At 70.0% G+C, this 25,726-nt stretch carries 23 protein-coding genes, 1 tRNA gene and 2 riboswitches; of the genes, 7 read left to right on the top strand and 17 right to left on the bottom strand.

Translation table 11 applies throughout. The features are described from left to right. Positions 1 to 8 precede the first annotated feature (8 nt). The 4 genes from CAP38_RS04985 (at position 9) to CAP38_RS04970 (ending at position 3,404) form a co-directional block, all read left to right on the top strand. Positions 9 to 644 carry an L-threonylcarbamoyladenylate synthase gene (locus CAP38_RS04985; RefSeq protein WP_086119822.1) on the top strand — a complete coding sequence of 212 codons (636 nt, stop codon included), beginning with the start codon at positions 9 to 11 and terminating at the stop codon, positions 642 to 644. A gap of 26 nt (positions 645 to 670) precedes the next feature. Next, positions 671 to 1,339: a site-2 protease family protein gene (locus CAP38_RS04980; RefSeq protein WP_086119821.1), complete on the top strand. Its 669-nt coding sequence runs from the start codon at positions 671 to 673 to the stop codon at positions 1,337 to 1,339. 25 nt (positions 1,340 to 1,364) lie between these two features. Further along, complete coding sequence (locus CAP38_RS04975) at positions 1,365 to 2,657, top strand: tryptophan--tRNA ligase (protein ID WP_086119820.1); 1,293 nt, start codon at positions 1,365 to 1,367, stop codon at positions 2,655 to 2,657. A 150-nt stretch (positions 2,658 to 2,807) separates the two neighbouring features. Then, on the top strand, positions 2,808 to 3,404 hold the full coding sequence (locus tag CAP38_RS04970; RefSeq protein WP_086119819.1) for a response regulator transcription factor: 597 nt from the start codon (positions 2,808 to 2,810) through the stop codon (positions 3,402 to 3,404). A 15-nt stretch (positions 3,405 to 3,419) separates the two neighbouring features. On the opposite strand, the gene CAP38_RS04965 is transcribed toward CAP38_RS04970, so the two are convergent. Beyond that, the gene (locus CAP38_RS04965) at positions 3,420 to 4,865 is read right to left on the bottom strand and encodes a HAMP domain-containing sensor histidine kinase (RefSeq protein WP_086119818.1); all 1,446 of its coding nucleotides are present in this window, start codon (positions 4,863 to 4,865) and stop codon (positions 3,420 to 3,422) included. Between the two features lie 105 nt (positions 4,866 to 4,970). On the opposite strand from CAP38_RS04965, the gene CAP38_RS04960 reads away from it, so the two are divergent. Beyond that, a tRNA-Ser gene (locus tag CAP38_RS04960) sits at positions 4,971 to 5,062 on the top strand. A 41-nt stretch (positions 5,063 to 5,103) separates the two neighbouring features. Here the strand turns inward: CAP38_RS04960 and CAP38_RS04955 are convergent. The 7 genes from CAP38_RS04955 to CAP38_RS04925 all read right to left on the bottom strand — a co-directional run bounded on the left by CAP38_RS04955 (position 5,104) and on the right by CAP38_RS04925 (position 16,065). Beyond that, positions 5,104 to 7,098: an AAA domain-containing protein gene (locus tag CAP38_RS04955; protein ID WP_086119817.1), complete on the bottom strand. Its 1,995-nt coding sequence runs from the start codon at positions 7,096 to 7,098 to the stop codon at positions 5,104 to 5,106. A 192-nt stretch (positions 7,099 to 7,290) separates the two neighbouring features. After that, positions 7,291 to 9,117 (bottom strand): allophanate hydrolase, encoded by a 1,827-nt coding sequence (gene atzF / locus CAP38_RS04950; RefSeq protein ID WP_086119816.1) that lies wholly within the window; start codon positions 9,115 to 9,117, stop codon positions 7,291 to 7,293. Between the two features lie 36 nt (positions 9,118 to 9,153). Continuing rightward, entirely contained in the window at positions 9,154 to 12,777 is a 3,624-nt protein-coding gene (gene uca / locus CAP38_RS04945) for an urea carboxylase (RefSeq protein WP_086119815.1), read from the bottom strand. 13 nt (positions 12,778 to 12,790) lie between these two features. Further along, positions 12,791 to 13,471: an urea amidolyase associated protein UAAP2 gene (locus tag CAP38_RS04940; RefSeq protein ID WP_086119814.1), complete on the bottom strand. Its 681-nt coding sequence runs from the start codon at positions 13,469 to 13,471 to the stop codon at positions 12,791 to 12,793. Between the two features lie 14 nt (positions 13,472 to 13,485). Beyond that, the gene (locus tag CAP38_RS04935; RefSeq protein ID WP_086119813.1) at positions 13,486 to 14,331 is read right to left on the bottom strand and encodes an urea amidolyase associated protein UAAP1; all 846 of its coding nucleotides are present in this window, start codon (positions 14,329 to 14,331) and stop codon (positions 13,486 to 13,488) included. 19 nt (positions 14,332 to 14,350) lie between these two features. Beyond that, the gene (locus CAP38_RS04930; protein ID WP_256924286.1) at positions 14,351 to 15,208 is read right to left on the bottom strand and encodes an ABC transporter ATP-binding protein; all 858 of its coding nucleotides are present in this window, start codon (positions 15,206 to 15,208) and stop codon (positions 14,351 to 14,353) included. Positions 15,209 to 15,213: 5 nt separating this feature from the next. After that, on the bottom strand, positions 15,214 to 16,065 hold the full coding sequence (locus tag CAP38_RS04925) for an ABC transporter permease (protein ID WP_086119811.1): 852 nt from the start codon (positions 16,063 to 16,065) through the stop codon (positions 15,214 to 15,216). 73 nt (positions 16,066 to 16,138) lie between these two features. Then, positions 16,139 to 16,258, bottom strand: a riboswitch (guanidine-I (ykkC/yxkD leader). A 90-nt stretch (positions 16,259 to 16,348) separates the two neighbouring features. On the opposite strand from CAP38_RS04925, the gene CAP38_RS04920 reads away from it, so the two are divergent. Beyond that, positions 16,349 to 16,831 (top strand): ankyrin repeat domain-containing protein, encoded by a 483-nt coding sequence (locus CAP38_RS04920; RefSeq protein WP_086119810.1) that lies wholly within the window; start codon positions 16,349 to 16,351, stop codon positions 16,829 to 16,831. Here CAP38_RS04920 and CAP38_RS04915 read toward each other — a convergent pair. The 9 genes from CAP38_RS04915 to CAP38_RS04875 are packed head-to-tail and all read right to left on the bottom strand — an operon-like array spanning position 16,801 to position 24,287. Next, positions 16,801 to 17,580: an MBL fold metallo-hydrolase gene (locus CAP38_RS04915; RefSeq protein ID WP_086119809.1), complete on the bottom strand. Its 780-nt coding sequence runs from the start codon at positions 17,578 to 17,580 to the stop codon at positions 16,801 to 16,803. The genes CAP38_RS04920 and CAP38_RS04915 overlap by 31 nt on opposite strands. A gap of 3 nt (positions 17,581 to 17,583) precedes the next feature. Beyond that, positions 17,584 to 18,207, bottom strand: a complete 624-nt coding sequence (locus CAP38_RS04910; protein WP_086119808.1) for a hypothetical protein — start codon at positions 18,205 to 18,207, stop codon at positions 17,584 to 17,586. Between the two features lie 13 nt (positions 18,208 to 18,220). Beyond that, positions 18,221 to 18,892: a cysteine hydrolase family protein gene (locus CAP38_RS04905; RefSeq protein WP_086119807.1), complete on the bottom strand. Its 672-nt coding sequence runs from the start codon at positions 18,890 to 18,892 to the stop codon at positions 18,221 to 18,223. Continuing rightward, positions 18,889 to 19,704 (bottom strand): creatininase, encoded by an 816-nt coding sequence (locus CAP38_RS04900; RefSeq protein WP_086119806.1) that lies wholly within the window; start codon positions 19,702 to 19,704, stop codon positions 18,889 to 18,891. The genes CAP38_RS04905 and CAP38_RS04900 overlap by 4 nt, the downstream gene beginning before the upstream one ends. Beyond that, the gene (locus CAP38_RS04895; RefSeq protein WP_086119805.1) at positions 19,701 to 20,627 is read right to left on the bottom strand and encodes a DMT family transporter; all 927 of its coding nucleotides are present in this window, start codon (positions 20,625 to 20,627) and stop codon (positions 19,701 to 19,703) included. Before CAP38_RS04895 ends, CAP38_RS04900 begins: the two co-directional genes overlap by 4 nt. Positions 20,628 to 20,643: 16 nt before the next feature. Further along, a complete protein-coding gene (locus CAP38_RS04890) occupies positions 20,644 to 21,432 on the bottom strand; it encodes a 3-oxoacyl-ACP reductase family protein (RefSeq protein ID WP_086119804.1) in 789 nt (262 codons plus the stop codon). Further along, entirely contained in the window at positions 21,429 to 22,217 is a 789-nt protein-coding gene (locus CAP38_RS04885; protein ID WP_086119803.1) for an SDR family NAD(P)-dependent oxidoreductase, read from the bottom strand. Before CAP38_RS04885 ends, CAP38_RS04890 begins: the two co-directional genes overlap by 4 nt. Then, entirely contained in the window at positions 22,214 to 23,215 is a 1,002-nt protein-coding gene (locus CAP38_RS04880) for a fatty acid desaturase (protein ID WP_256924284.1), read from the bottom strand. The genes CAP38_RS04885 and CAP38_RS04880 overlap by 4 nt, the downstream gene beginning before the upstream one ends. A 25-nt stretch (positions 23,216 to 23,240) precedes the next feature. Beyond that, the gene (locus CAP38_RS04875) at positions 23,241 to 24,287 is read right to left on the bottom strand and encodes an ABC transporter substrate-binding protein (protein WP_218776557.1); all 1,047 of its coding nucleotides are present in this window, start codon (positions 24,285 to 24,287) and stop codon (positions 23,241 to 23,243) included. A gap of 51 nt (positions 24,288 to 24,338) precedes the next feature. Continuing rightward, positions 24,339 to 24,439, bottom strand: a riboswitch (guanidine-I (ykkC/yxkD leader). Positions 24,440 to 24,718: 279 nt separating this feature from the next. On the opposite strand from CAP38_RS04875, the gene CAP38_RS04870 reads away from it, so the two are divergent. Further along, positions 24,719 to 25,597 carry an AraC family transcriptional regulator gene (locus CAP38_RS04870; protein WP_086119801.1) on the top strand — a complete coding sequence of 293 codons (879 nt, stop codon included), beginning with the start codon at positions 24,719 to 24,721 and terminating at the stop codon, positions 25,595 to 25,597. The last annotated feature ends 129 nt before the right edge of the window (positions 25,598 to 25,726 follow it).

The following is a 25,726-nucleotide window of genomic DNA, read 5'->3' as shown; positions in this document are numbered from 1 at the left end:
GGACGTCGATGTCGCAGCTGTTCAGTGTCCATCCCGAGAACCCGCAGGCCCGGCTGCTGAAGCAGGCGGTGCAGCTGCTGCAGGGCGGCGGCGTGCTGGCCGTGCCCACCGACTCCAGCTATGCGCTGGTGTGCCACCTCGACGACAAGGCCGCCGCCGACCGGCTGCGCCGCATCCGTCAGGTGGACGACCGCCACCACCTCACCCTTCTCTGCCGCGACCTGAGCGAACTCGCCAGCTATGCCCGGGTGGACAACCGCCAGTACCGGCTGCTCAAGGTGGCGACGCCCGGGCCCTACACCTTCATCCTGGAGGCCAGCAAGGAAGTGCCGCGTCGGGTCAGCCACCCCTCGCGCAAGACCATCGGCCTGCGGGTGCCCGACCATGCCGCCCTGCGCGCCCTGCTGGAGCTGCACGGCACGCCGCTGCTGGCCACCACGCTCATCCTGCCCGGTGACGACGGCCCGCTGAACGACCCGGAAGACATCCGCGAACGCCTGCAGCACGACCTGGCCGGCGTGATCGATGCCGGTGCCTGCGCGCTGGAGCCCACCACGGTCATCGACCTCACGCCCATGGGCACCGGCGGCGAGCCGGAGGTGCTGCGTCAGGGCCAGGGCGAACTGGCCCGCCTCGGGCTCTGAGGCGCCGCGTCTGGGACAATCCACCGATGGACTTTGCCCTCATCATCCAGACGGTCACGCTCTACGCGATACCGGTGCTGTTCGCCATCACGCTGCACGAGGCCGCCCACGGCTATGCGGCGCGCCACTTCGGCGATCCCACCGCCCACCTGCTGGGCCGCATCACGGTCAACCCGGTCAAGCACATCGACCCGGTGGGCACGATCGCCATGCCGCTGCTGCTGTACTTCGCCACGGCCGGCGCCTTCCTGTTCGGTTATGCCAAGCCGGTGCCGGTGAATTTCGGCCGGCTGCGCAACCCCAAGCGCGACATGATCTGGGTCGCCCTGGCCGGCCCGGGCGCCAACCTGGTGCAGGCCATCGGCTGGCTGGTGCTGCTGTATGTGCTGCTGGGTGCCGGGGTGGACGAGCGCTTCTGGCTGCAGATGTGCCGGGCCGGTGTCACCGTGAACCTGGTGATGTTCGCCTTCAACCTGTTCCCGCTGCCCCCGCTGGATGGGGGCCGCATCCTCGTGGGTCTGCTGCCCTGGCGGCAGGCCGAGATGGTGTCGCGGGTGGAGCCCTACGGTTTCTTCATCGTGCTGGCGCTGGTGGTCTCGGGACTGGTGGGCAGCTACTGGCTGCGACCGCTGATGGACCTCACCCTCTCGGCCATCGAACTGCTGCTCACCCCGCTGCGCCTGCTCCTGACCTGACCGATCCTTCTGCCTTCCCTCTGCCATGCAACCTGTGCGCGTCCTCACCGGCATCACCACCTCCGGCACCCCCCACCTGGGCAACTATGTGGGCGCCATCCGCCCCACGGTGCGGGCCAGCCGCCTGGCCGACGTGGAGAGCTTCTACTTCCTGGCCGACTACCACGCCCTCATCAAGACCGGCGACCCGGCCCGCGTGCAGCGCTCCACCCTGGAGATCGCCGCCACCTGGCTGGCCTGCGGGCTGGACCCGGAGAAGGTGACCTTCTACCGCCAGTCCGACATCCCCGAGATCCCCGAGCTCTGCTGGCTGCTGACCTGCGTGACCGGCAAGGGCCTGCTCAACCGGGCCCATGCCTACAAGGCCTCGGTCGACAAGAACACCGCCGCCGGCACCGAGCCGGACGACGGCGTGACCGCCGGCCTGTTCATGTACCCGGTGCTCATGGCGGCCGACATCCTGATGTTCAACGCCCACCAGGTGCCGGTGGGCCGCGACCAGGTGCAGCACATCGAGATGGCACGGGACATCGCATCGAGCTTCAACCACCTCTACGGCGAACACTTCACCCTGCCGGAGGCCGCCATCGAGGCGCATGTGGCCACCCTGCCCGGGCTGGACGGCCGCAAGATGAGCAAGAGCTACGACAACACCATCCCGCTGTTCGTGCCGCGCGAGCAGCTGCGCAAGCTGATCATGGGCATCGTGACCGACTCGCGCCTGCCCGGCGAGCCCAAGTCCACCGAAGGCTCGGCCCTGTTCCAGCTCTACCAGGCCTTCGCCAGCGAGGCCGAGACCGCCGATCTGGCCCGTGCGTACGCCGAAGGCATCGCCTGGGGCGAGGCCAAGGAACGGCTGTTCGAGCGGCTGGACCGCGAGATCGCGCCGATGCGGGCCGTGTACGACGAGCTCATGAAGGACCCGGGCCGCATCGAGGCCGTGCTCAAGGCCGGCGCCGCCAAGGCCCGAGCCACCGCCACGCCGTTCACTGCCCGGCTGCGCCATGCCGTGGGCCTGCGCCCGCTGGACCAGGTGGCCGAGGTGCGCAAGACCAAGGGCGCCAAGGCGGCCGGGCCGGTGTTCAAGCAGTACCGGGAATCGGACGGCCGTTTCCACTTCAAGCTGACCGACGCCCGCGGCACGGTGCTGCTGCAGAGCCGGGGTTTCGAGGCCCCGCGCGAGGCCGCCCAGGCCATGGCCCGCATCCAGGCCGAGGGCCTGCCTGCCGTGGCCGACCTGCAGGACCGGCTGGAGCCGGCTCCCGATCCGTCGGCCCTGGCGGCGGCGCTGGCGACCCTGGCCACCCCCGAAAGCTGACGTCACCCGAAAAGGGGATATACCCGGTACACAACCCGGCCTTTGTGAGAAATAGGGATGTATCCCGTGTTTTATATGTCCCTCATTCGGCCGTAAAGGCACCACAATAAGGCCATTCTGATACTTGACCACCCGAAGACCGCGCCCGCCATGAGCATCTTTGTTATTGACGATCACCCCCTGATGCGTGAAGCCGTGGTGATGCTGCTGCGCCGCCTTCGCGCCTCCACGCAGGTGGTGGAACTCGAGCGGCTGGCCTCGGTCAGCAAGGCGATTGCCGAACACGGCGAACCCGAACTGGTGTGCCTGGACCTCAAGCTGCCGGACACCAACGGCGTCTCCGGGGTCCGCGAGGTGCGCCAGATGCTGCCCGACACCTCGCTCATCGTGCTGTCCGCCTCGCCGTCTTCCGACTACGAAGACCTGGCCCGCGAGGCCGGCGCCGACGCCTATGTCGAGAAATCGGCCGGCGCTGCCCAGATTGCCAAGGTGCTGCGTGAGTTCCTGGCCGAAGAGGCCGGTGACGACGAGAACGCCCCCACCATCCCCGACAAGCTGTCCAAGCGGCAGAAACAGCTGCTGGTGATGCTGGACCGGGGCCTGTCCAACCGCGACATCGCCGAGCAGCTCAGCATCAGCGAGCACACGGTCAAGGTGCACCTGTGGCGGCTGTTCCGCCGGCTCAACGTGAAGAGCCGCTCGCAGGCCAGCCACCTGGCCCGCACCGCCGGCCTGCTGGACCTCTGACCGCCCGCGGCGGCCTCAGGTCGGGTCGCCCGTACGGGACGACCGGCCGTTTTCCACCGTGGTCAGACCACCGGGTTCCTGCTGCGTGAAGGCCGGCAGGAGCACGCGAAACACGCTGCCCCGGTTGGCCTCCGAATTGAGCGAGAGCTGATAGCCCATCAGGGAGGTCAGCTTGGACACGATGGTCAGTCCCAGGCCCAGGCTGTCCTCGGTGCCCTGGTGCTGGGACACCCGGAAGAACTCCTGGAAGATGGCCTGCTGGTGCTCGCGGGCGATGCCCACGCCGGTGTCCCAGACCTCGAACACCAGCATGTCGTCCCGGTGACGCAGACCCAGCAGCACACCACCGGCATGCGTGTGCCGCAAGGCGTTGGAAAGCAGGTTGCCCAGGATGCGGCGCAGCACCACCGGATCGGACCACAGCACGGTCGGACGGGTGTAGGTGCGCAGCCGCAGGCCCTTGCCCTGGGCCACCGGCTCGAACTGCAGCTGCAGGTCGGCGAACAGCTTCTCCACATCCACATGCTGCAGGTTGACCTTGTAGTTGCCGGCGTCGATGCGGGTCAGGTCAAAGAGCGAGTCGAACAGCTCATTGATGGCCCGGGTGGACTGCAGGATGCGCGGCGCGATGTCGCGGGCCATTTCCGGCTCGCTGGCCAGCCAGTCGGCGTACAGGCTCAGGGCGTGCACCGGCTGACGCAGGTCGTGAGCGGCCGAGGCCAGGAAGCGGTTCTTGGTGGCCACGGCCCGCAGGGACGCCCGGGTCTGCAGGGTGAGCGAATCGATCAGCTCCTGGTTGGAGAACTGCAGCTCGAAGCTGGACCGGTGCACCTGGTGCAGGCGTGCGCCGGCCACCAGCATCAGGAACCAGAACACGATCATGAGACTGCCGAACAGGATGCCTTTCTGCAGAACGTCGGGCTGATCGATGTGCAGGGCCGTCAACCCGATCACCGCCAGCAGCACCGACAGGGCCAGGCTGTTGGCGTAGCTGCGGAACACCGGCAGGCAGGCACTGAAGCCGGTGAGGTTGAGCAGCCCCTGCCCCAGCACCACGACGGCGCAGACAAACTGCGTGGTCACGCTGGCCTGCAGGTAGCTCAGGACGACCGGGCCGGCCCACAGCACGGCCACGGCCGCCCAGCTCCAGCGGTAGCGGTGCACGAAGTCCAGCCGCTGGGGACCCTCCACATGGTCGTACTGGAGGCGGTACAGGCCGATCAGCCGGTAGCGGTAGGCCAGCATGGCCAGCATGAGCAGCGTCCAGACCACCAGCGCCGCCGTGTTCACCTCCCCGGCCATGAGGTAGACCATCACCGGCAACGAGATGCTGGCGGCCAGCAGCGACGGTCCGACGTTGTCCATCAGGACGCCGATGAGCTGCGAATCGACCCACTGGTCCCGGACCTCGGGCGACGCAGGCATGTGCTGGTAGGTGGCGGGCTGGGTGTCGACGAGCATGGGAGCTGGCGGTGGCGGCGGTGCATTGTCGCATCGGCGCGGGCGCTGCCGGCGTGCAAAAAGGCGCACCGGGCGGTGCTGCTAGAATGTCGGGCTTCGGCACACGGAGAGATGGCAGAGTGGTCGAATGCACCGGATTCGAAATCCGGCGTACAGTTTTGGCTGTACCGAGGGTTCGAATCCCTCTCTCTCCGCCAGCGACGATCCCAGGCCCCTGCAGTCCTCTGCAGGGGCTTTTTCATTCCTCCATGGCCCAGGCGGTGCGGTGGCCACCGATGTGCTGCACATGGGCCAGCAGCTCCCGGAAGAACGGGTGTGCGCCCAGGGTGGACGAATCGCCCACCAGCAGGAGCTTGCGGCGGGCGCGCGTCATGCCCACGTTCATGCGGCGGATGTCGGAGAGGAATCCGATCTCGCCCAGGCGGTTGCTGCGGGTGAGCGAGATCGCGATGATGTCGCGCTCCTGGCCCTGGAAGGCGTCGACCGTTCCGACGCTGAGCTGGCGCTGCCGCATCAGGCCGCCCAGGAGCGGCTCCTGCTCGATCGCGTCCTGCAGGCAGTTGATCTGCGCGCGGTAGGGGGCGATCACGCCCAGGGTGAGCGGATGCTCGGCATGCCCGGCGGGGTCGTAGGCCGCCAGCAGCTGGTTGAGCCGCCGCAGCAGCAGGGCGGCCTCTTCCGGGTTGGCGGTGGACCGGCTCTCGGGAACGGTCCGTTCCACGAAGCCGAATCCCGCCGTGTCCAGGAACTCCACCGGCAGGTCCGGCGCGAACACCGGGTCGTAGGCCGCCAGACCGGCATGACGCACCCGCGGATGTGCCTGCAGCCGCCCGCCATAGAACCGCTGCGAACTGAACGCCATGATCTGCTCGTGCATGCGGTATTGCAGGGTGAGCATGCGGGCGGTGGCCGGCTGACGGCGGATGCACTTCTCGAACAGCGTCTCGCGCAGGCCTTCTCGGGCGGCCTGCTCGCTCTTGACCGTGGGCGGCAGCTGGTGGTGATCGCCGGCCAGCACCACGCGCTGGCCTCGGGCGATCGGAATCCAGCAGCCCGGCTCGATGGCCTGGGCGGCCTCGTCGATGAAGACGGTGTCGAAGACCAGGTCGCGGATGCCGCGCTGGCTGGCGCCCACCAGGGTGCAGGTGATGACCTGCACCGAGTCGAGCACGTCCTGGGTGATGAAACGCTCCAGATCGTCGGCCTGCAGGAACAGCTGCCGCGCCTCGTCCCTGAGCCGCTGCCGTTCCTGCCGCTCCTCGTGCCCGTAGTGGCGCACGTGTTGCTGGGCGGTCTGGCGGTACTGGTCGGCCGTCTGGCGCAAGGCCCGCATCCGGCCGTAACTGCCATGGGCCATCACCCGGGCATCGAGCGTGTGCGCCAGCAGCAGGTCGGACACCCGGCTGGGGTTGCCCATGCGGATCACGTTCACGCCGTGAGCGGCCAGCTTCTCGGTGAGCAGGTCCACCGCCGTGTTGGAGGGTGCGCACACCAGCACCCGCCGCTCGCGCCGGATGGTCTCGCGGATGGCCTGCACCAGGGTGGTGGTCTTTCCGGTGCCGGGCGGGCCGTGGATGATGGCCACATCGCGGGCCGAGACCACATGGCGCACGGCTTCGAGCTGGGAATCGTTGAGCGGGCTCGGGTAGACGAGATCGTCGGCCCGGGTGGCGTCGAAGCGGGCCTGCCGGGCCCCCAGCAGCACGTCGCGCAGCTCGGCGAGCCGGTTGTCCCGGGCGCGCAGCACCTCGTTCAGGGCCTGGTTCATCTCGCGGTAGCTCACCTCGTCGAAGGTGAGGTCGATGCCCAGCCTGCCGCCCGCGAGCACCCAGTCGGGCAGGTCCTCCCGGTGGGTGGTCAGCTGCAGCCGGTTGCGCCGCAGGCGGGTGATGACGCCGCTCAGCGTGGGCGGATCGCCCGCCGGCCCCTGGGCCGGACCGAACAGCGCGGCGTTGCGACCCACCTGGAACAGGTGAAGTCCTTCCTCGCCGGCGGGGCGCTCCAGCTCCAGCACCACCTTGCCGCCAAAGCCGATGTCTTCCTGGGTGATGGTGACGGGGTGCCAGGTGACGCCGCGCCGCTTGCGTTCCGCGATGCCGGCCTTGGCGCTCTTGAGCCTGAACTGCGCCTGGTCTTCCTGCTGCTCCAGCTGCATCAGGGCCTGCACGTGGCGCAGTTCTCGCACGACCGCGTCAGGTTCAGCGGGCGTGAAGGCCGCGTCGGTCGGGGTCATGCGGGGGTCGACCGACCCGATCCGGTCGCCGGCGATGCAGGACCCGCCAGGTCCGGGCGGTGCGTGAGGCTGTTGCGGATGGACCGTTTCTCGTGGTGTCGGTGGCGCCGGGGCATGAAGGAACAGGGTCGGGGCGAAAGCTGCGAAGGATGACCCGGAAGCAAAAGCCCAGCGGGCCGGGAGGCCATCCTCTCATGCGGTGGCCAGCCACGCCCGCCAGCTGCCCAGGTGGGTGATGTCGGTGGCGCCGTCCAGGCCGGCCGGCTCGCACACGAAGCCGCTGACCCAGCTGCCGTCGGCCAGGCGCACCTTGCCGATGCCCAGGGGCGCGGGGATACCGTCGACGAAGCTGCCGAAGTGCTCGGCCGGCACCTCCCACACCTCCATGTCGATGGCGGCGCCGCCCTCGGCCACGCGCACCATGCCGGGCCGTTTCACCGGGCCGCCGGCCAGGGCATAGAAGCGGTATTCCGGGGCCGATTTCACCGCCGCCAGCAGGCGCGCGCCACGCTGGATGAGCTGGCCGTTCAGGGGAAGGCCGCTGAGGTGGGCACCGCACACCGCCACCCGCACCGTGCCGGCCTGCAGGGCGCCCGCGCCCGGGGCACCCGCACCCAGGGCCGGGGTTTCTTCCAGGGCGACCTCGGTGGCTCCCAGCCGCAGCGTCTGCGCGCGGTGGAAGCGGTCGGCCAGCCGCAGCAGCGGCACGTCGCGGAAAGCAGGCGCGGCCAGGGTGACGCCCCAGGGCAGTCCGGCGGCGTCGCCGCTGTCCTGGAACCCGGCGGGCACCGCGACCGCGCTGTAGTCCAGCAGGTTCATGAAGTTGGTGTAGTAGCCCAGCTGACCATTGAGGCGGATCGGGTCGGCCTGCATGGCCGCGATGCGGAAGGTGGTGCCGGCGGTGGGGGTGAGCAGGCAGTCGATGCGCTGCCACACCGCGTTGCAGACCTGCTGCAGCGCCTGCAGGCGGTAGCGCGCCACGAAGGCGTCGGTGGCGCTGTAACGCTGCGCACCCTGGACGATGGTGCGCACCGGCTCGAACACCGCCTCGGGCTTCCGGTCGATGAAATCGCGGATGGCCGCGTGGCGCTCGGCCACCCAGGGGCCGTCGTACAGCAGCCGGGCGGCTTCGAGGAAGGGTTGCAGATCGATCTCCACCGCCGTGCCGCCCAGCGACTCCAGCCGCCGCACCGCCTGCTCGAACAGGCCGGGGGCGGCCGGGTTGTCGAAGAAGGCCAGGTCCTGCGGGCGCGGCACACCGAAGCGGAACGGCCCGGCCGAAAAGTCGGGGCCGAACGGGCGGGCGGCGCGGCTGTAGGCGTCGGCCGGATCGGGCACGGCCGCCACCGCCAGCACCGCCTGGGCATCGGCCGCCGTGGTGGCGAACACCGACACCGTGTCCACCGTGCGGCAGGCCGGCACCACGCCGGTGGCCGACAGCAGGCCCAGCGTGGGCTTGAGCCCGATCAGGTTGTTGAAGCTGGCCGGCACCCGGCCGGAGCCGGCGGTGTCGGTGCCGAGCGAGAAGCTGGCCCAGCCCAGGGCCACCGACACCGCCGATCCCGCGCTCGACCCACCCGAGATGAACTCGGGCCGGAACGCATTGCCGCAGGCGCCATAGGGCGAGCGGGTGCCGTTGAGGCCGGTGGCGAACTGGTCGAGGTTGGTCTTGCCCACCGGCACCGCCCCGGCCGCGATGAGCTGCTGCACCACGAAGGCGCTGCGCTCGGGGGTGTAGGCAAAGTCCGGGCAGGCCGCCGTGGTGGGAATGCCGGCCAGATCGATGTTGTCCTTGATGGCAAACGGCACGCCGTACAGCGGCAGGCTGGCCGGGTCGGCCGCCTCCAGCGCCTGCAGGTACGTCTCGAGTTCGCTGATCTGCAGGCGGCGGATGAACACATGGCGGTCGTCGGCCGCGCAGCGGCGCAGGGCTTCAGCGATGACGGCGCGCACCGGCGTGCCGGCGGCATAGGCCTGGCGCAGGCTGGCGATGTCGAAGGAAAGTGTGTCCAGGTTCATGGCGGTTCCGGGTTGTCTTGAGAAAGGGGGGTGGCTTCAGGCCTCGACCAGCACCATCACGTCCTGGCCGGCGGCCACCGGGGCGCCCTCGCGGCACATGAGCCGGTGCACCGTGGCGCTGGCCGGGGCCAGCACGCTGAATTCCATCTTCATGGACTCCACCACCATCAGCACGTCACCGGCCTGGACCTGCTGGCCTTCGCTGACCAGCACCTGCCACACGCTGCCGGGCACGCTGCTGGCCACGGTGCGGCCGCCCGGGGGCAGATCGATGTCGGCTGCGCCGCCGGCATCCACCGACGCCGCTTCCTCGAAGGTGATCTGCCCGCTGTCGACCCAGCGCTGGCGCTCGGCCTCGAAGGCCGTCTGCTGCCGGGTCTTGAAGGTCTGTATGCCCTCGGCGTTGTCGGCCAGGAAGCGCCGGTACTCGCGCAGGCTGAAGGTGGTGGTCTCGATGCGCAGCGGACAGCCGCCGTGCGGGAAGGTCTGGCGCATCCGGTGCAGCTCGTCCTCGCTCACCGGGTGGAACCGGATCTGGTCGAAGAAGCGCAGCAGCCACGGCTGTTCGAACACGCCCTGCCCGTGGCGCCAGCGGTTCCACATCTGCAGCGTGCGGCCGACGAACTGATAGCCCCCCGGCCCTTCCATGCCATAGACGCACAGGTAGGCGCCGCCGATGCCCACTGCGTTCTCGGGCGTCCAGGTGCGGGCCGGGTTGTACTTGGTGGTGACCAGCCGGTGGCGGGGGTCGACCGGCGTGGCCACCGGTGCGCCCAGGTACACGTCGCCCAGGCCCAGCACCAGGTAGCTGGCGTCGAACACCACCTTGAACACGTCGTCGATGCGGTCCAGCCCGTTGATACGGCGGATGAACTCGATGTTGCTCGGACACCAGGGCGCGTCCTTGCGCACCGACTGCATGTATTTCTCGATCGCCAGCCGGGTCTGCGGGTCGTCCCACGACAGGGGCAGGTGCACGATGCGGCTGGGCACCTCGATGTGGTCCACCGGCGGCAGCGCGGCCTCGGCCTCGATCAGCGTGGCCAGCAGGGTCTGGCGGTCGATGAGGGCGGGGTCGAAGTGCAGCTGCAGCGAGCGGATGCCGGGCGTCATGTCGATCACGCCGTGCAGGCGCCCTTCGGCGATGCGCCCCTGCAGGGCGGTCATGAGCACATGCACCCGCAGGCGCAGCTCGATGTCGAGCACCAGCGGCCCGAACTCGACCAGCACATAGCGGTCGCCGGCCTGGCGCACCACCATGCGCGGAATGTCCTCGGCCTCGCGCGCCGGGTCGTCGTGGATCAGCGGGCTGGGGTGGGCGGCGGCATCGTCCTGCGGCGGGCCGGGCAGCCGTGCCGCCGCCGCATCCGGGGCCTGGATGACCGACTCGATGGCCGCCGAGCGCTGCAGCGCCTGCGCCAGCGACAGCCGGTGGAAGCGCACCGTGTCGCCCGGGCGCAGCTGGCCAAGCTTCCACAGCTCGGCGTCCACCACCACCGCCGGGCAGACGAAGCCGCCCAGGCTGGGGCCGTCGGGGCCCAGCACCACCGGCATGTCGCCGGTGAAGTCGATGGCGCCGATGGCGTAGGCGTTGTCGTGGATGTTGGACGGGTGCAGCCCCGCCTCGCCGCCGTCGGTGCGGGCCCACTGCGGCTTCGGGCCGATCAGGCGCACGCCGGTGCGGCTGGAGTTGTAGTGCACCTCCCAGCCGGTGGCAAAGAAGGTGTCGATGTCGGCCGGCGTGAAGAAGTCGGGCGCGCCATGCGGCCCGTACAGCACACCGATGTCCCAGTGGTGGGCATAGGCCGGCACCGCGGCCGCCGTGGCCTGCCGGCCCGGGGTGCCGGCGCCGGGGGCGGCCAGGTGCAGCGTGTCCCCGGTGCGCAGGTGGCGGCCGGCATGACCGCCGAACTGCCCCAGCGTGAAGGTGCTGCGGCTGCCCAGGTACAGCGGCACATCGAGGCCGCCGCCCACCGCCAGGCACAGCCGGCAGCCGGACTCGGCGCGGCCGATGGCCAGCACGCTGCCGGCAGCCACCGCGTGGCTCTGCCACTGGGCCAGCGGGCGGCCGTCCAGCGTGACCGGGGCCGGCGCGCCGGTGACCGCGATCACCGCATCGGCATGAAAGCGCAGCGTGGGGCCGGCCAGGGTGATCTCCAGCGCGGCGGCATCCGGCGCGTTGCCGACCAGGCGGTTGGCCATGCGGTGGGCATAGGCGTCCATAGGGCCGGACGGCGGCACGCCCACATCCCAGTGGCCCAGGCGGCCCGGCCAGTCCTGCACGCTGGTCTGCACGCCGGGCTCCAGCACCTCGATGGTGGAAGGCCGGTAGGCAAAGCCGCCCAGGAAGCGCGTGATCTGCCGGCCCTCGCGGAACACCGGGTCCTGCACCACCTGGCGCAGGTAGTCGAGGTTGGTCTCGATGCCGGCCAGCCGGGTGGCGGCCAGGGCTGCGTCGAGCCGCTGCAGCGCCTGTTCGCGGTCGGGTGCGGTGACGATGAGCTTGGCCAGCATGGGGTCGTACCAGGCGGGCACCTCGGTGCCACGCTCGACCCAGCCGTCCACCCGCACACCGTCGGGGAACACCACCTCGGTCAGCAGGCCGGCACTGGGCTGGAAGTGGCGGGCCGGGTCTTCGGCGTACAGCCGCACCTGGATGGACGCTCCTTGCGGCGTGGGAGCGAGCGTGGCCAGCGGCGGCAGATCGCCGGCGGCGAGCTGCACCATCCAGGCCACCAGGTCCACGCCGGTCACCTGCTCGGTCACGCCGTGCTCCACCTGCAGCCGGGTGTTGACCTCCAGGAAATAAAAGGCGCCAGCCTGCGCGTCGTACACGTATTCCACCGTGCCGGCGGAGCGGTAGTTCACCGCCTGCATCAGCCGCACGGCGGTGGCCTGCAGTTCGCGCCGCTGGGCATCGCTCAGCCCGGGGGCCGGGGTTTCCTCGATCACCTTCTGGTTGCGGCGCTGCACCGAGCAGTCGCGCTCGCCCAGGGCCAGCACCCCGCCCTGCCCGTCGCCGAACACCTGCACCTCGATGTGGCGGGCCTGCTCGACCAGCTTCTCCAGGAACAGGCCGGCGTCCTTGAAGTTGGCCTGGGCCAGCCGCTGCACCGAAGCGAAGGCATCGGCCAGTTCGGCTTCGTTGCGCACCAGCCGCATGCCGATGCCACCGCCCCCGGCCGTGCTCTTGAGCATGACCGGGTAGCCGATGCGCTGCGCCTCGGCCCGCGCCTGCTCCAAGTCGGCCAGCAGGTCGGAACCCGGCAGCAGCGGCACGCCCTGCTGCAGCGCCAGTTCCCGCGCGGTGTGCTTCAGGCCGAAGGCCCGCATCTGCGCGGCCGTGGGCCCGATGAAGGCGATGCCGGCGTCCTCGCAGGCCTGGGCAAAGGCCGGGTTCTCCGACAGGAAGCCGTAGCCCGGGTGGATGGCCTGGGCGCCGCATTCGCGGGCGATCTGCAGGATGCGGTCGGCACGCAGGTAGCTCTCGGCCGCCGGGGCCGGGCCGAGCAGCCACGCCTCGTCGGCCTCGCGCACATGGCGGGCCTGGGCATCGGCCTCGGAGTACACCGCCACACTCTGCACCCCCAGGGCCTTGAGGGTGCGGATGATGCGGCACGCGATGGCACCGCGGTTGGCGATCAGGACCTTGCGGAACATGGGTTCTCCGTTCTCAGGCCGGGTCCCAGACCAGCAGCTGGATGGGCGTGGGGTTGTAGGCGTTGCAGGGGTTGTTGAGCTGCGGGCAGTTGCTGATGAGCACCCACAGGTTCATCTCGGCGCGCATCTCGACGTACTTGCCGGGGCCGGAGACGCCGTCGTCGAACTTCAGGCCGCCCTCGTCGGTGACCGGCACGTTCATGAAGAAGTTGATGTTGGGCACCAGGTCGCGCTTGCCCAGGCCGATGTCGGCCTGCTGCAGGGCCAGCAGGTAGTTGTCGCGGCAGCTGTGCATGTACTTCTTCTGCAGCGCGTAACGCACCGTGTTGCTCTCGGCCGCGCAGGCGCCGCCCAGGGTGTCGTGGCGGCCGCAGGTGTCGGCCACGATGGTCAGCATGGGCCGGGCGTCGTTGCTGCGGATCACCGATCCGGTGGTGAGGTAGATGCCGCCCTGGTGCAGCATGGTGTCGGTGGCGCTGTAGTGCTCGGCCGCGTCGTCGCGGTTGAAGAACAGCACGTCGGCGGCCTGATTGCCCTCCAAGTCGACGATGCGCAGGGTCTGCCCCTGGTTCAGGGGAAACAGGATGGGTTCGCCGGCCGCATGGCGCTGGTTCATGACGGCCTTGGCCGGGTCCAGCGTGCTGTGGCGGATGCGGAACGAGGTGGCGGTGGCTTCGGTGTCGAGGGTGTTCATGGCGGGCCTCCGGCTCACAGGTAGAGCATGTCGGTGTTGTGCAGGGCACGGGCGTTTTCCGGGCGGAAGGCGCGGCAGAAGTCGTCGGCCGGTGCCGCACCGCAGCGCCAGGCCAGCAGGCCGATGCGGCGCGGGTCGTACACCGGCGACGGATCGAGCGCATGCGGCGCGCTCGACACCGCCACGATCACGTCCATGTCGAAGCGCAGCTCCACATGGTCGCCGGCCTTGCAGTGGTCGGGCACGAAGCCGAAGCGGCCTTCGGCGTCCACCCCCACGCGCGAGAACAGGTTGACCGGCACGCCCAGGTCGCGCCGGGTCAGGCCGTATTTGCCGATCTCGATCAGCAGGCCGTCCTTGCCGGAGCGGTACATGCCGTTGCGTGCGTCCTCGTAGCGGCGCACGCCGTAGCGCTCGGCCATGCGCTCGGCGTCCAGCAGCGCGCCCAGCGGGTCGTGCCAGCCCAGGCTGTCGGCGGTGAAGCTGGCCATGGCGCGGCCCATGTCGCTCATGAGCACATGGCCGCGGGTGTAGCGCGCCGTGTGCTGGGCCTTGAGGCTGTCGGGCATGTTGTAGCGCTCCAGCTTCTCGTGCGCCGCATACAGCACCAGGCTCAGGTTGGCGCCGGGCTGCAGGGCCACGAAGCGGATGGCGGTGCCGCGCGGCATGCGCCAGCTCCAGTGGCTGCCGCCGGGCATGACCTCGCTCCACAGGGCGCGGGTGGTGTCCACGCCGGCCAGTGCGGCTGCGGGGAAGCGCTGCCACAGGGCGGGCGCGTCCACCGGGCTGTGGGCCGGCGGGTCGGCCGGGACGACGGTGAGCGGGTCGTTCAAGGGCGCGGCATCGGTCGGATCGCTCATGGCTTGTCTCCTGTCGGGGTCAGAGGGTTTCGGGGGTGATGCGGCTCAGGCGCTGGAGCTGCTCCAGGTCGGTCTTCATGCCGGAGGTCTCGCGGATGCGGGCCAGGATCTCGCGCTTGAGCTGCAGGAACTCCGGCGTGTGCTTGAGGTCCTGGTCGCGCTGGTCGCCGAAGGGCACTTCGTAGACCGTGTCGATGCGGCCCGGGCGCGGTGCCATCAGCACCACCCGGCTGCCCAGGTAGATGGCCTCCTCCACGTCGTGGGTGACGAAGACGATGGTGGCCTTCTCCAGCCGGTGCACATGGCGGATGAGGTCGTGCATGACCTCGCGGGTCTGGGCATCGAGCGCACCGAAGGGTTCGTCCATCAGCAGGATGCCGGGGCGGCCCATGAGCGCGCGTGCGATCGCCACACGCTGCTGCATGCCGCCGGAGAGCTGGTTGGGCCAGGCCTGGGCCGCATCCTGCAGGCCCATGAGGCGCAGCAGGGCGTCGCTGCGGCCGGATGCGGCCTCCACGTCGGCCGAGGTGCGGTCGCGGGTGTGGGCCTGCAGCTGGCGGCAGAAGCGGATGTTCTCCAGCACCGTCATCCACGGGTACAGGCTGTAGTGCTGGAACACCATGGCACGGTCGATGTCCGGACCCTGCACCGGTCGGCCGTCCACCAGCAGCTCGCCGCCGGTGTGGGTCTCCAGCCCGCCGATGGTGCGCAGCAGCGTGCTCTTGCCGCAGCCCGATGCACCGACGAAGGTCACGAACTCGTTGGGCCGGATGTCCAGGTCGATGTGCTCCAGCGCGTTGATGGACGCACCGTCGAAACGCTTGTGCAGGGCGCGGATGGAGACCTTGGGCAGGCGGTGTTCGGGGGTGGTGCTCATGGCGCTCATCCTTTGAGGTAGAGCCACGGGAAGGCTCGGCGGTGCAGCCAGCGGAACGCCTGGTCGGTGAGCAGGCCGATGAGGCCGATGACGATGATCCCGGCGAAGATGGTGTCGGTCTGCAGGAAGCGCTGGGCGCGCAGGATGGCGTAGCCCAGGCCGGAGTTGGCGGCCACCAGCTCGGCCACCACCAGGTAGGTCCAGGCCCAGCCCATGGTCACCCGCAAGGTGTCCAGCAGCGCCGGCTTGGCGCTCGGCAGGATCACCTTCTCCACCAGCTCGCGCCGGTTGGCGCCCATGGTCTGGGCCGCTTCCACCTGCGCGGCCGGCACCCGGCGCACGTCCTCGGCCACCATGAGCACCATCTGGAAGAAGGTGCCGATGAAGATGATGGCGATCTTCGATCCCTCGCCGATGCCCACCCACAGCATCACCAGCGGAATGAAGGCCACCGCCGGCATGTAGCGGATGAAATCGGTCAGCGGCTCCAGCAGCGCCTGCACCGAGCGGTAGGAGCCGATGAACAGGCCCAGCGGCAATGCAATCACGGCCGACAGCAGAAAGCCGGTGACCACCCGGTAGGTGCTGATGGCCATGTCGTCGATCAGCCCGTCCTCCACCAGCCAGGTCCAGGACTTGGCCAGCACGGCCGCCGGTGACGGCATGAAGGTCGGGTCGATGCCGCCCCAGCGGGCCAGCGCGGCCCAGGCCAGCAGCGGGGAGAGCAGGCCGATCACGGCCAGGGTGAGCCAGGTGCGCTGGCCGATCGGGGCACGCACCGTCCACAGGCGCGACCAGCGCGCGGGTGGTCGGGTGGTGGCGGGCGCCTCCGCGAGGGCATGGGCAGGGGTCGGCATGCAGGGCTCCTGATCGGTGGGACACAAGGCCAGAGAGGCGAGCGCATGCACGCTCCATGCGTGCCGTGCCAGCTTCTCCCGGGCTTTTGTCCCTCCGTGGAGCCACACGATCGTGGCCGACCGCTCTCGGACCAGCCGGCGCCGCAGACCCGTGCAGACGGGGGCAGCGCCCGGAACCCTAGCGGTCATTCAAGGCTGCGGTTCACTGTTGTGGTGCAACCGCCTCTCTGTGAGCACATCAAAGCACGATTGATGCCAGCCCGATGCCGTACCCTCGAACCCCATGTGCCCTGCCCACCCTGCCCCCGAACCCACGCCCCTGCCCTGGGCCCTGCAACAGGCCATCAAGGCCGCCGGCTGGCCGCTGGCCCCCGGGCTGCTGGCGCCGGGGGCCGATTTCCTGGCGAAGCTCGACGGGGGACTGGTGCCGCTGCACTGGGCCTGCGCCGGCGGCCGGCACGGGCTGGTGCGGCACATGCTCGAACACGGGGCAGACCCGCGCGTGGCCGACGAGCAGGGACGCACGCCGCTCGAACTCGCCCTGCAGGCCGGCAGCTTTCAGCTGGTCATGCTGCTGATCGACCGGCTCAAGGCACGGGCGGAGCCGCCTCCGGATGCCGCGCTGCGCCAGCGGCTCACCGCCGCCTTCGCCACCAGCCACACCGACGCGCGCAACCGCCTGCAGCAGACGCTCCGGGACTGGGACCGCATCGGCAAGAAGAACCCGGTGAAGGCTCAGGCCGGATCGTCCAGCCGCTCCAGATAAGCCCGCGCCAGTTCCCGCAGGCGGTCGCGGCCGAAGCTCGGGTCGTGACCGGCGTGCACCACCTGCACCGGCAGGTCCAGCAGGCGCTGCATGGTGCGGGCATACGCGGCGCGGTCGGAATGGTGCAGGCCATCGAGCAGCGGACCGTCGTAGACGGCATCGCCCGAAAAGAAGGTCCCGGTGGCGGCTTCCCACAGGCCGATGCAGCCCGGCGAGTGACCGGGCAGGTGCAGCACCTCGAAGTGGCGGTTGCCCAGATCGATCACGTCGCCCTCGTCCAGCTCGCGCGTCACGCTGGCCTGGCGCAGCTGCCAGGCCGACAGATCGAAGTCGGGCGACGGCAGTGCGGTGAGCGCGGGGCCGCCGGTCTCGTACCCCGGCGCCGGGAAATCCAGCTGCGCCAGGTCGATGTCGCCCAGCGTGAAGGCCGGATCGGCACCGCGCAGGCCGGGTGCCTCCAGGCGGTGGCACCAGCACTCGGCAAACTCATGGTGCCCGCCCACGTGGTCCAGATGCACATGGGTGGCCAGGGCCGCCACCCGATGGCCGAACAGGTGGCGCGAGGCCTGGTGCAGGCTGGCCACACCCAGCCCGGTGTCGATGACCAGATCGAGCTCGCGCCCGCGCACATGCCAGATGTTGCAGCGCAGGAGCGGCACCACGTGCGGTTCGGTGATCAGGGTCAGGCCGTCGCCCAGCGAGTGGAACTCGAACCAGTCGCCAGGGGCCAGGGGCAGATCGGTGCGCATGGCTCAGGCCCGGATGTGGCGGATCTCGAAATCGAGCAGCGCCGTGGCAGCGTCGGGCTGCTGCTGCACCCGTTCGGCCAGGGTCTGGTCGGGCGGGGTGCCGGGCGGCCAGGCCGTCGGCCGGACACGCACCAGAATGGTGTGGGCACCGGCCGCAAACCGGTACCACCCGGTGGGCCGACCGGCAGCATCGACCTGCTGTTGTGCCGCGCAGGGCCCCCGCGAATCCGGCAGCCGTTCCCACACCTCCAGGTAGTGCCCGTGCACGCCGTACTCGATGAGCCGGTCGGGGGTGTCGAACACCACGGTGCCGGCGTCCGGGGTGCTGCGCGGTGGCTGCACGTCCCAGTGGCGCTGCCAGGTGCAGATGGGCGGAAAACCGTCGGCCCGTTGCTCGATGCGGGTGATGCCGAAAAAGCCCTGCCAGTGGACGCGGTTATGCGGCGTGTCGGCTTCCCGGCCGGCCGGCACACGCAGGTCGGCATGCCAGCCCTCGGTCTGCAGCCAGTGCACCGAGGTGGTGGTGTCCTGGCCTTGCGGGGTTTCCAGCAAGGTGCGGCGCCACACGCCCCGATAGGCCGGCGCCACCCGGTGCTGCGGGGCCGGCAGGTCGATCCAGCGGTCCATGCGGCCGTTCCCTTCAGGCCCGGCGGGCCAGCGCGGCCGTCTGCCAGTCGGCCAGCAGCTCGGCTGTGTGCGCCACGCGCCCGAAGATGCCGCCCTCCACCCCGATCATGGCCAGGGCCGGGGCCTGCAGCTCGGGCTGGCTGGCGGCGGTGGCATCGGCCACGGTGGTGCATGCGTAACCCCGGTCCACCGCCTCGCGCAGCGTGGAGTGCACGCACACCTCGGTGGTCACGCCGCACAGCACCAGCCGGCGGATGCCCTGGCGGGTGAGCCGGGCCTCCAGGTCGGTGCGGTGGAAGGCGCCGTAGCCGGGCTTGTCGATCACCGTCTCGCCCGGCCAGGGCCGCAGCTCGGGCACGAAGTCGTGGCCCTGTTCGCCGCGCACCAGCAGCCGGCCCAGCGGACCCGCGCTGCCGATGGCAGCACCCGCCGCCACGCTGCGCGCCAGCTTGGCCGGCGGACAGTCCGACAGATCGGGCAGATGGCCTTCGCGGGTGTGCACCACCGTCAGCCCGGCCGCACGGGCAGCCGCCAGCAGCCGGGCGATGCTCTTCACCACCGCCTGCAGCCGGGCAATGTCCAGCCCGGCCCGGTGCGCATAGCCGCCGGCGCTGCAGAAGTCGCGCTGCATGTCGATCACCACCAGCGCGGTGGTGGCCGAATCGAGGTGCGAAATGGCACTCATGCAGTACCCCGCTCGAAGCCGGTGCGGATGGCCTCGGCCATGCGACGGGCCACCTCGGCCGCGAGCAGCGCGCCCTTGGCGGCGTCCGCGCCGCGGGCCGACGACAGCACGCCCGAGGCCGGCACCCAGTCGGTGCGGGCGGGGTACATGTCGTAGGGCGGGAAGTCGGCCGGACCGTCGTCGGGCAGCAGGTCCATGCGCACCAGTGCGGGGTGGTAGTGCAGCATCATCGATGTCTCCAGCACCGCCGCGTGTTCGAGTGCAAAGCCGGGAAAGCCGTCGGGGAACACATGGCCCAGCGTCTGCTCGGTCATGAAGTCCCAGTATTCCAGACGCATCACCTGCAGCGCGCAGGCAGGGTCGGCCGCCCGCGCATCGCGCAGGCCCAGGTCGATGCCTTCGATCAGGAACCACTGGTTCTCGTAGTGGCCGTTGACCACCACCAGGCGCTGCAGGCCGTGGCGCGCGAACTCGCGCACCGCGTCGCGCACCTGGCCGATCAGGGTGGCCGCGTCCACGCTGGTGGTGCCGCAGAAATGCTGGCCGCCGCCGCACTTGGGCTGCGACTTGTAGCCGTAGCTCAAGGTGGGCGCCACCAGAGCGCCGACCTGCGCTGCCGTGTCGGCCGAGACCGCACTGGCCAGCAGACCGTCGGTGCCCAGGGGCAGGTGCGGGCCGTGCTGCTCCAGCGCACCCACCGGCAGCAGCACCGGCGGCTGGTCCTGCCGGAGGATGCGCTGGTAATCGACCCAGGAGAGCTGGTTCATCCAGACGGTGCGGGCCGGGCCGGCGGTGGCAGCGGAGGTGTTCATGGTGAAGGCGGGGAAGGTTGCACGACGGGCCGCGCAGGCGCGGGCGGAAAGAGGGCTTCGGCCAGGGCGGCCACGGCAATCAGGGCGCCGCCGGCCCAGCCCAGCGGCGTGAGCCGCTCGCCACCGAAGACCAGGGCGGTGCCGACCGACACCACCAGTTCGGCCAGCAGGATCACGCCGGCGCGGCTGCTCTCCAGGTGGCTCACGCCGTACTGCCAGGTGATGGTGGCCAGCAGCATCCAGCCGAAGCCATAGGCCAGCAGCGCGGCCCACAGCAGCACCGGCATGTCCGGCACGCTGTGACCCAGCAGGCCGGTGGCCAGGGCCGAGAGCAGGCCGCAGCCGACGAACACCGACAGCGTCTTGGTGCGCAGCGGCACCCGGTCGGCCGCGCGGGCGATCACATTGTTGGCTGCGAACGCCAGCCCGGCCGACAGCGACAGCGCATCCACGAGCGTGAAGTCCAGCGACTGGCCACTGAACAGCGAGGGTCCGCCCAGCACCAGCCACAGGCCCACGATGGCACCGGCCACCGCCAGCCAGCGGGCCGGGGGAATGTGCTCCTTCAGAAAGAGGCGGCCGCCCAGCACCGACCACACCGGCGACAGGTAGAACAGGAACATCACCCGCGCCACGTCGCCGAGCATCACCGCATTGACGAACGAGGTGTTGGCCCAGCCACCCACCAGCACCAGGCCCAGCACCAGCGCCCACTGGCTGCGCCACGCGGCACGGTCGCGCCACAGCATCACCACGGCCAGCAGGCCGACCGAGCCGTAGGTGAGCAGCGACACCACCGGGCCGGTCAGGCCCTGGCCCACGAAGGCCTTGAGCGGCATCCAGGTCAGGCCCCAGAGCGTGGCCGAGAACAGCAACACGGCGGTGGCGAGGCGGTCGGAAGGGTGTCGGGGCAGCAGGGCCATGCTGGGTCCTGTGTGGTCAGGGCATGACCGAGCCGCCGTTGGGCCCGAGCACCTGACCGGTGTAGAAGCGCGCGAGGTCGCTGGCGAGGAACAGCACCGTGTCGGCCACTTCCCCGGGGTCGGCCAGCCGGTGCTGCGGAATGTCCAGCTCCTTCTCCAGCCACTCGGGGCTCATGTGTTCGGCCGACACCATGGCCGTGGCCACCGGACCGGGCGCCACCGCATTGACCCGCAGCTGCGGCGCGAATTCGCGCGCCAGTGCCTTGGTCAGGCCGATCACGCCGGCCTTGGCGGCGCAGTAGGCGGCGTAGCGGCCGCGCCCGAGCAGACCCAGGTCGGAGGCGATGTTGACGATGCAGGCGCGCCCCGGGTCGTCCGGGCGCTCCAGCAGGATGGGCATGAGGGCCTGGCTGACCAGGAACACGCCCTTGAGATCGACCGTGAGCACCCGGTCCCAGTCGGCCTCGGTGGTCTCCAGGAACGGCTTGTCCTGCAGGATGCCGGCGTTGTTGACCAGGATGTCCAGCGCACCGATCTGCCCGGCCATGCGCTGCACCTCGGCGGCAGAGCCCACGTCGGCCTCCACCGCCCGGGCCTGTCCGCCGATGGCTGCAATCTCGTCCAGCAGGCCCCGCGCCTGCTCGGTCTGCCCGAGGTGGTTGATCCAGACCAGCGCGCCGGCCTGCGCCAGCCGCAGCGCGGTGGCGCGGCCGATGCCGGTGGCCGCACCGGTGACCAGCGCGCGCCGCCCGGCGAGCGACACGGTGACGCCGGCGGCGGTGCGCGCCGAGGGCCAGGGGTTCATGCCATCACCTCGCCATGGCTCACGCTCAGGCACTGACCGGTGAGCGCGCGCGAGGCCGGGCTGGCCAGGAACAGGAACACGCCGGCCAGGTCGGCCGGCTCCAGCATCTGCGGGACCGCCTGACGGGCCAGGATCTCGCGCTCCACCTCGGCCTCGGTGCAGCCCCGCTCCTGCGCCATGGCCGAGAGCGACCGCATGGCGGCCGCGGTGCGCACCCAGCCGGGGCAGACCGCATTCACGCGGATGCCGCGTGGCCCGAGCTCGAAGGCCAGCGAGCGCGTGAGGCCCACCACCGCATGCTTGCTGGCGCTGTAGGCCGAGAAGCCCGCCACGCCGATGCGGCCCCAGATAGACGACTGGTTGATGACGCTAGCGCCCTCCCCCAGCAGCGGCAGCAGCGCGCGCGTGAGACGCAGCATGCTGGTGACGTTGTTGTCGAGCAGGGCGGCCCAGCGGGCATTGGCCTGCGGCGCGGCATCGTCCAGCGGCGTGGGGTATTCGGTGCCGGCGTTGTTGATCAGCACGTCCACGCCGCCCCAGCCCTGGGCCAGGCTGGCGGCCAGGGCCGCCACCGCTTCGTCGCTGCCCAGGTCGCACACGGCGCTGTGCACCTGCGGGCTGTCGAGTTCGGCCACCAGGGCCTGCAGCGGCGCGGCCTCGCGGTCGACCAGCAGCAGCCGGCCGCCCTGCGCCGCGCATGTCCGGGCAAAGGCCTGGGCCAGCGCCCGGCCGATGCCGCCAGCCGCGCCGGTCAGCACCACCCGGGGTCCGGGCGTGGTGGTCATACCGCGGTCAGGAAGGACACGCCCACCGCACCGATGAAGCCGTCGGCCCGGTTCGGCGTGCCAGGCGGCAGCACCTCGCCATAGTCCTTGGACAGCACCCGGGTGACCCGGTGGCGGTGGTAGGCGCGCAGCAGCTCGCCCACGGTGATGACCTGGGCACAGCCATCGGGATACAGCTGGCGGTGCAGCGCCGGCAGCTGGTACCAGGGCGCCACCGGCCGTTCGTGGTGGGCGTTGTGGAAGCCGAAGTTCAGCCACAGCAGATTGAGCCAGCGGGCATCGATGGCCACCACGTCGCTGAAGGTGTTGGCCTGCTCGTAGGCCCGGTCGCGCACCTTGTCGGTGGGGATGGGCCTGTCGTCCAGGATGGGGTAGGCGTCGTAGGTGTGCTGGAAGCAGTCGGCAAAACGCAGCACATGGATGAACAGCAGATAGGCCAGCAGGTAGAGCGCCACCGCCTTGAGCGACCACCAGGCCAGCAGACCCCAGCCGGTCAGGCGCACCAGGCCGGTGAGCACCACGCGGGTACGGGCGTTGCGCTTGCGCTCGTCGATGAAGGGCAAGGCGATGACGCAGCCGCGCATGATGAATTCCACCGCCGGCACATGCAGCCATTCCAGCGCCAGCACCAGCCGGCACAGCAGCGGGCGGGCACGCAGGAAGGCCTGCAGGTCGAAGGTGATGACGTCGGCCCGCTCCACATGGTGGCGCATGTGCTTGCGCCGCAGATCGTCGAAGCGGGCAAAGCAGCTGCCATTGATCCAGCTCATCAGCGTGCCCCAGCGCTCGTTGGCCTGGGGCGTGCGGAAGATGGCCTGGTGGGCGAACTCGTGGATGAAATAGGCCGACCAGGTCAGGGTGAGCACCACCAGCAGCACGCCGGCCAGGTTCACTGGCCAGGCGGGCTGACCCAGCAGCCAGATGCCCAGCGGCCAGCCCAGCACCGTGACCCCCATGGCCACGGTGTTGGGCAGGGCGCCGTCGGCATGACGGAACATCGATGCCATGGTGGTCCCCCGGGGCTTACTTGGTCAGGGCCTTGACGAACGAGGCGTCGAAGGTGGCCTCGATGGCGGGCACTTCCTTGATCTGGCCCTTGGCCTTGAGCAGCTGGCCGATCACCTCGCCGCTGGCGTAGTAGGAGGTGGTCTCCTTGCTCTTGACGAAGGCCTTGGGCATTTCGGCCAGGGGGATGTTGTAGACCCCGCTCATCTGCTCCTTGGCTTCCTTGGCCGAGACGCCCATGAACTTGCCGATGATCTTCGCGGCCTCGTCGGGCTTGCTCTTCATGTAGGCCATGCCGTCGAGGTAGGCCTTCATGATGTTGGTGATCTCGGTCGGCTTGGCCTTGATCATCTTGTCGTCGAACACCAGCACGTCGGCGATCAGGCCCGGCGCGTCCTTGGACGAGAACACCACCTTGAACTTCTTGCCGCCGCCCTGGCCGAGGATCTGCGACAGGCTGGGCTCATACGTCACACCGATCGGCAGCTGGCCCGAGGCCATGGCCGCCGGCACCGCCTCGGGCGTCATGCTGACCGGGGTGATGTCCTTCTCGGTCAGGTTGACCGTCTTGAGCGCGTACGAGAGCAGGAAGTCGCTCGGGGAGAGCGGGTTGTAGCCGATCTTCTTGCCTTTGAAGTCGGCCACCTTGCTGATGGAGCCGTCGGCCACGATGGCATCGCCACCGTTGGAATAGTCGATCGGCATGACCACCTTCATGGCCTTGCCCGCCGCCACCTGGCCCACCACCTGGTCGTAGGTCAGCATGCCGCCGTCGATGGCGCCGGAGGCGATGGCGGGCGGGATCAGCGCCGGGTCGGTGAAGACCTGCAGCGAGACCTTGAGGTTGTATTTCTTGTAGAGGTCCAGCGCCTCGGCCACATAGAACGGGCCGTAGCCGATCCACACCACGGTGCCGATCTTCATGGTGGTGGGGCCGGCTGCCATGGCGCCGGCAGCGCCCAGCGCCAGGACCGCGCCCAGGGCCGGCTTGAGCAGCCGCTGCGCCCAGGAGGAAGAAGAAGCCGAGCCGACTGCCGAGGAAGAGAAGAGACCTGCCAGTTTCATGATGAAGCTCCAGTGGTGAAGGATGGGCGCAGGAGAACCGATCTGATGTCGTTCTCCCGGGCTTTTGTCCCTCCGTGGAGCCTCTGGCGAGGCCGGCCCACTCTCGGACCAGACCCTGCGTTGCCGCAGACGGAACCCTAGTGGACCTACGCACTGGCTGCCGCAACCGACAGTTGCAGACCGCTTTCCATGCACGGTCCAGCAGAGCAGGATGCGTGCCACCCCCTTTTGGCCCGGATCGGGCCGGTTTCGCCCCGTTGCAAGGCGCAGCCCGGTGCCCGCATGCACCGGGATACCTCAGCGGTGCACCAACTGGACGCAGGGACCCCTGGGCGCACCCGGATTGGCACCGCCCGGCGGGGGGGGAATAATCCGCGCTGGAGCAGCCCTAACCCAGCCGACAGCCCGTCGCTCTGCTCCGGGAGCCCAATGTGTCATCAGCGGTCAAGATCTTTCAGGGGCGCTTCGGTCGGGTGGCCTTGCTGGACATGGATGCGCCGCTGGTGGGGCATGCCCACCACCACTGCCACATCCTGATCAAGGCCGGCGGTGCCGACAGTGCCTTCCGGGTGCGCGGCGAGCGGGCCCCGCTGTCGGACGACACCGCCGTGCTGGTCAATGCCTGGGAACACCACGCCTACGAGCACGAGGGGCCACCCGATGCGCGCACCCTGATCCTGGCGCTCTACATCGAACCGGGCTGGCTGGCCGAGCTGCAGCGCTCGCTGGCGCTCTCGGGCCATCCGCGCTTCTTCCCCGAACCCTGCGTGCGACTCACCGCCGCCACCCGCAAGATGGTCGAGGAATTCGTGCTGGAGCTGTGGTGGGACGACGAGGTCTCGCCCGGCCGCCTGGAAGACCTGCTGTTCAACCTGATCATCGCGGTGGTCGAGAGCTACTCGGGCTGGCGCGACCTGGCCAGCCTGCTCAAGTCCAAGCCGCCGGTGGCCATGGATCCGCGCATCCGCCAGGCCATCGCGCTGATGCGCCGCGACCTGGCGCGCGAACTCGATGTGGACGGCCTGGCCCTGGCCACCGGCCTGTCGCGGGCGCACTTCTTCACCCTGTTCCAGCGCGACACCCGGGTCACGCCGCTGGTGTATGCCAACGTGCTGCGCTTCGAGGCGGCGGTGCAGCGGCTGACCCAGACCAGCGAGTCGGTGGGCGATGTCGCGCACGGGCTGGGCTTCTCGGCGCCCAGCCATTTCTCGCGCTTCTTCCGGGCGCACCTGGGCATCACGCCCAGCGACTACCGCCGCAAGGTCAATCTGTTCGAGCCGCCGCGCGGTCCCCGCTCCGATCTGATCTGAATCCGGCCGCAAAGTCACCAGACTTTTTGGACAGTGGGCAGACCGGGCGGACATTGACCGGACCCTGGCGTTAACGCCGCTGACTCCTGCCTGCCGACACTGGCGCTGCACAAGAACAGCAGCCGCCAC

The sequence above is a fragment of the Hydrogenophaga sp. IBVHS2 genome, from assembly GCF_002127215.1.
GTDB lineage: Bacteria > Pseudomonadota > Gammaproteobacteria > Burkholderiales > Burkholderiaceae_C > Hydrogenophaga.
This window is presented reverse-complemented; position numbering and strand designations above follow the sequence as displayed.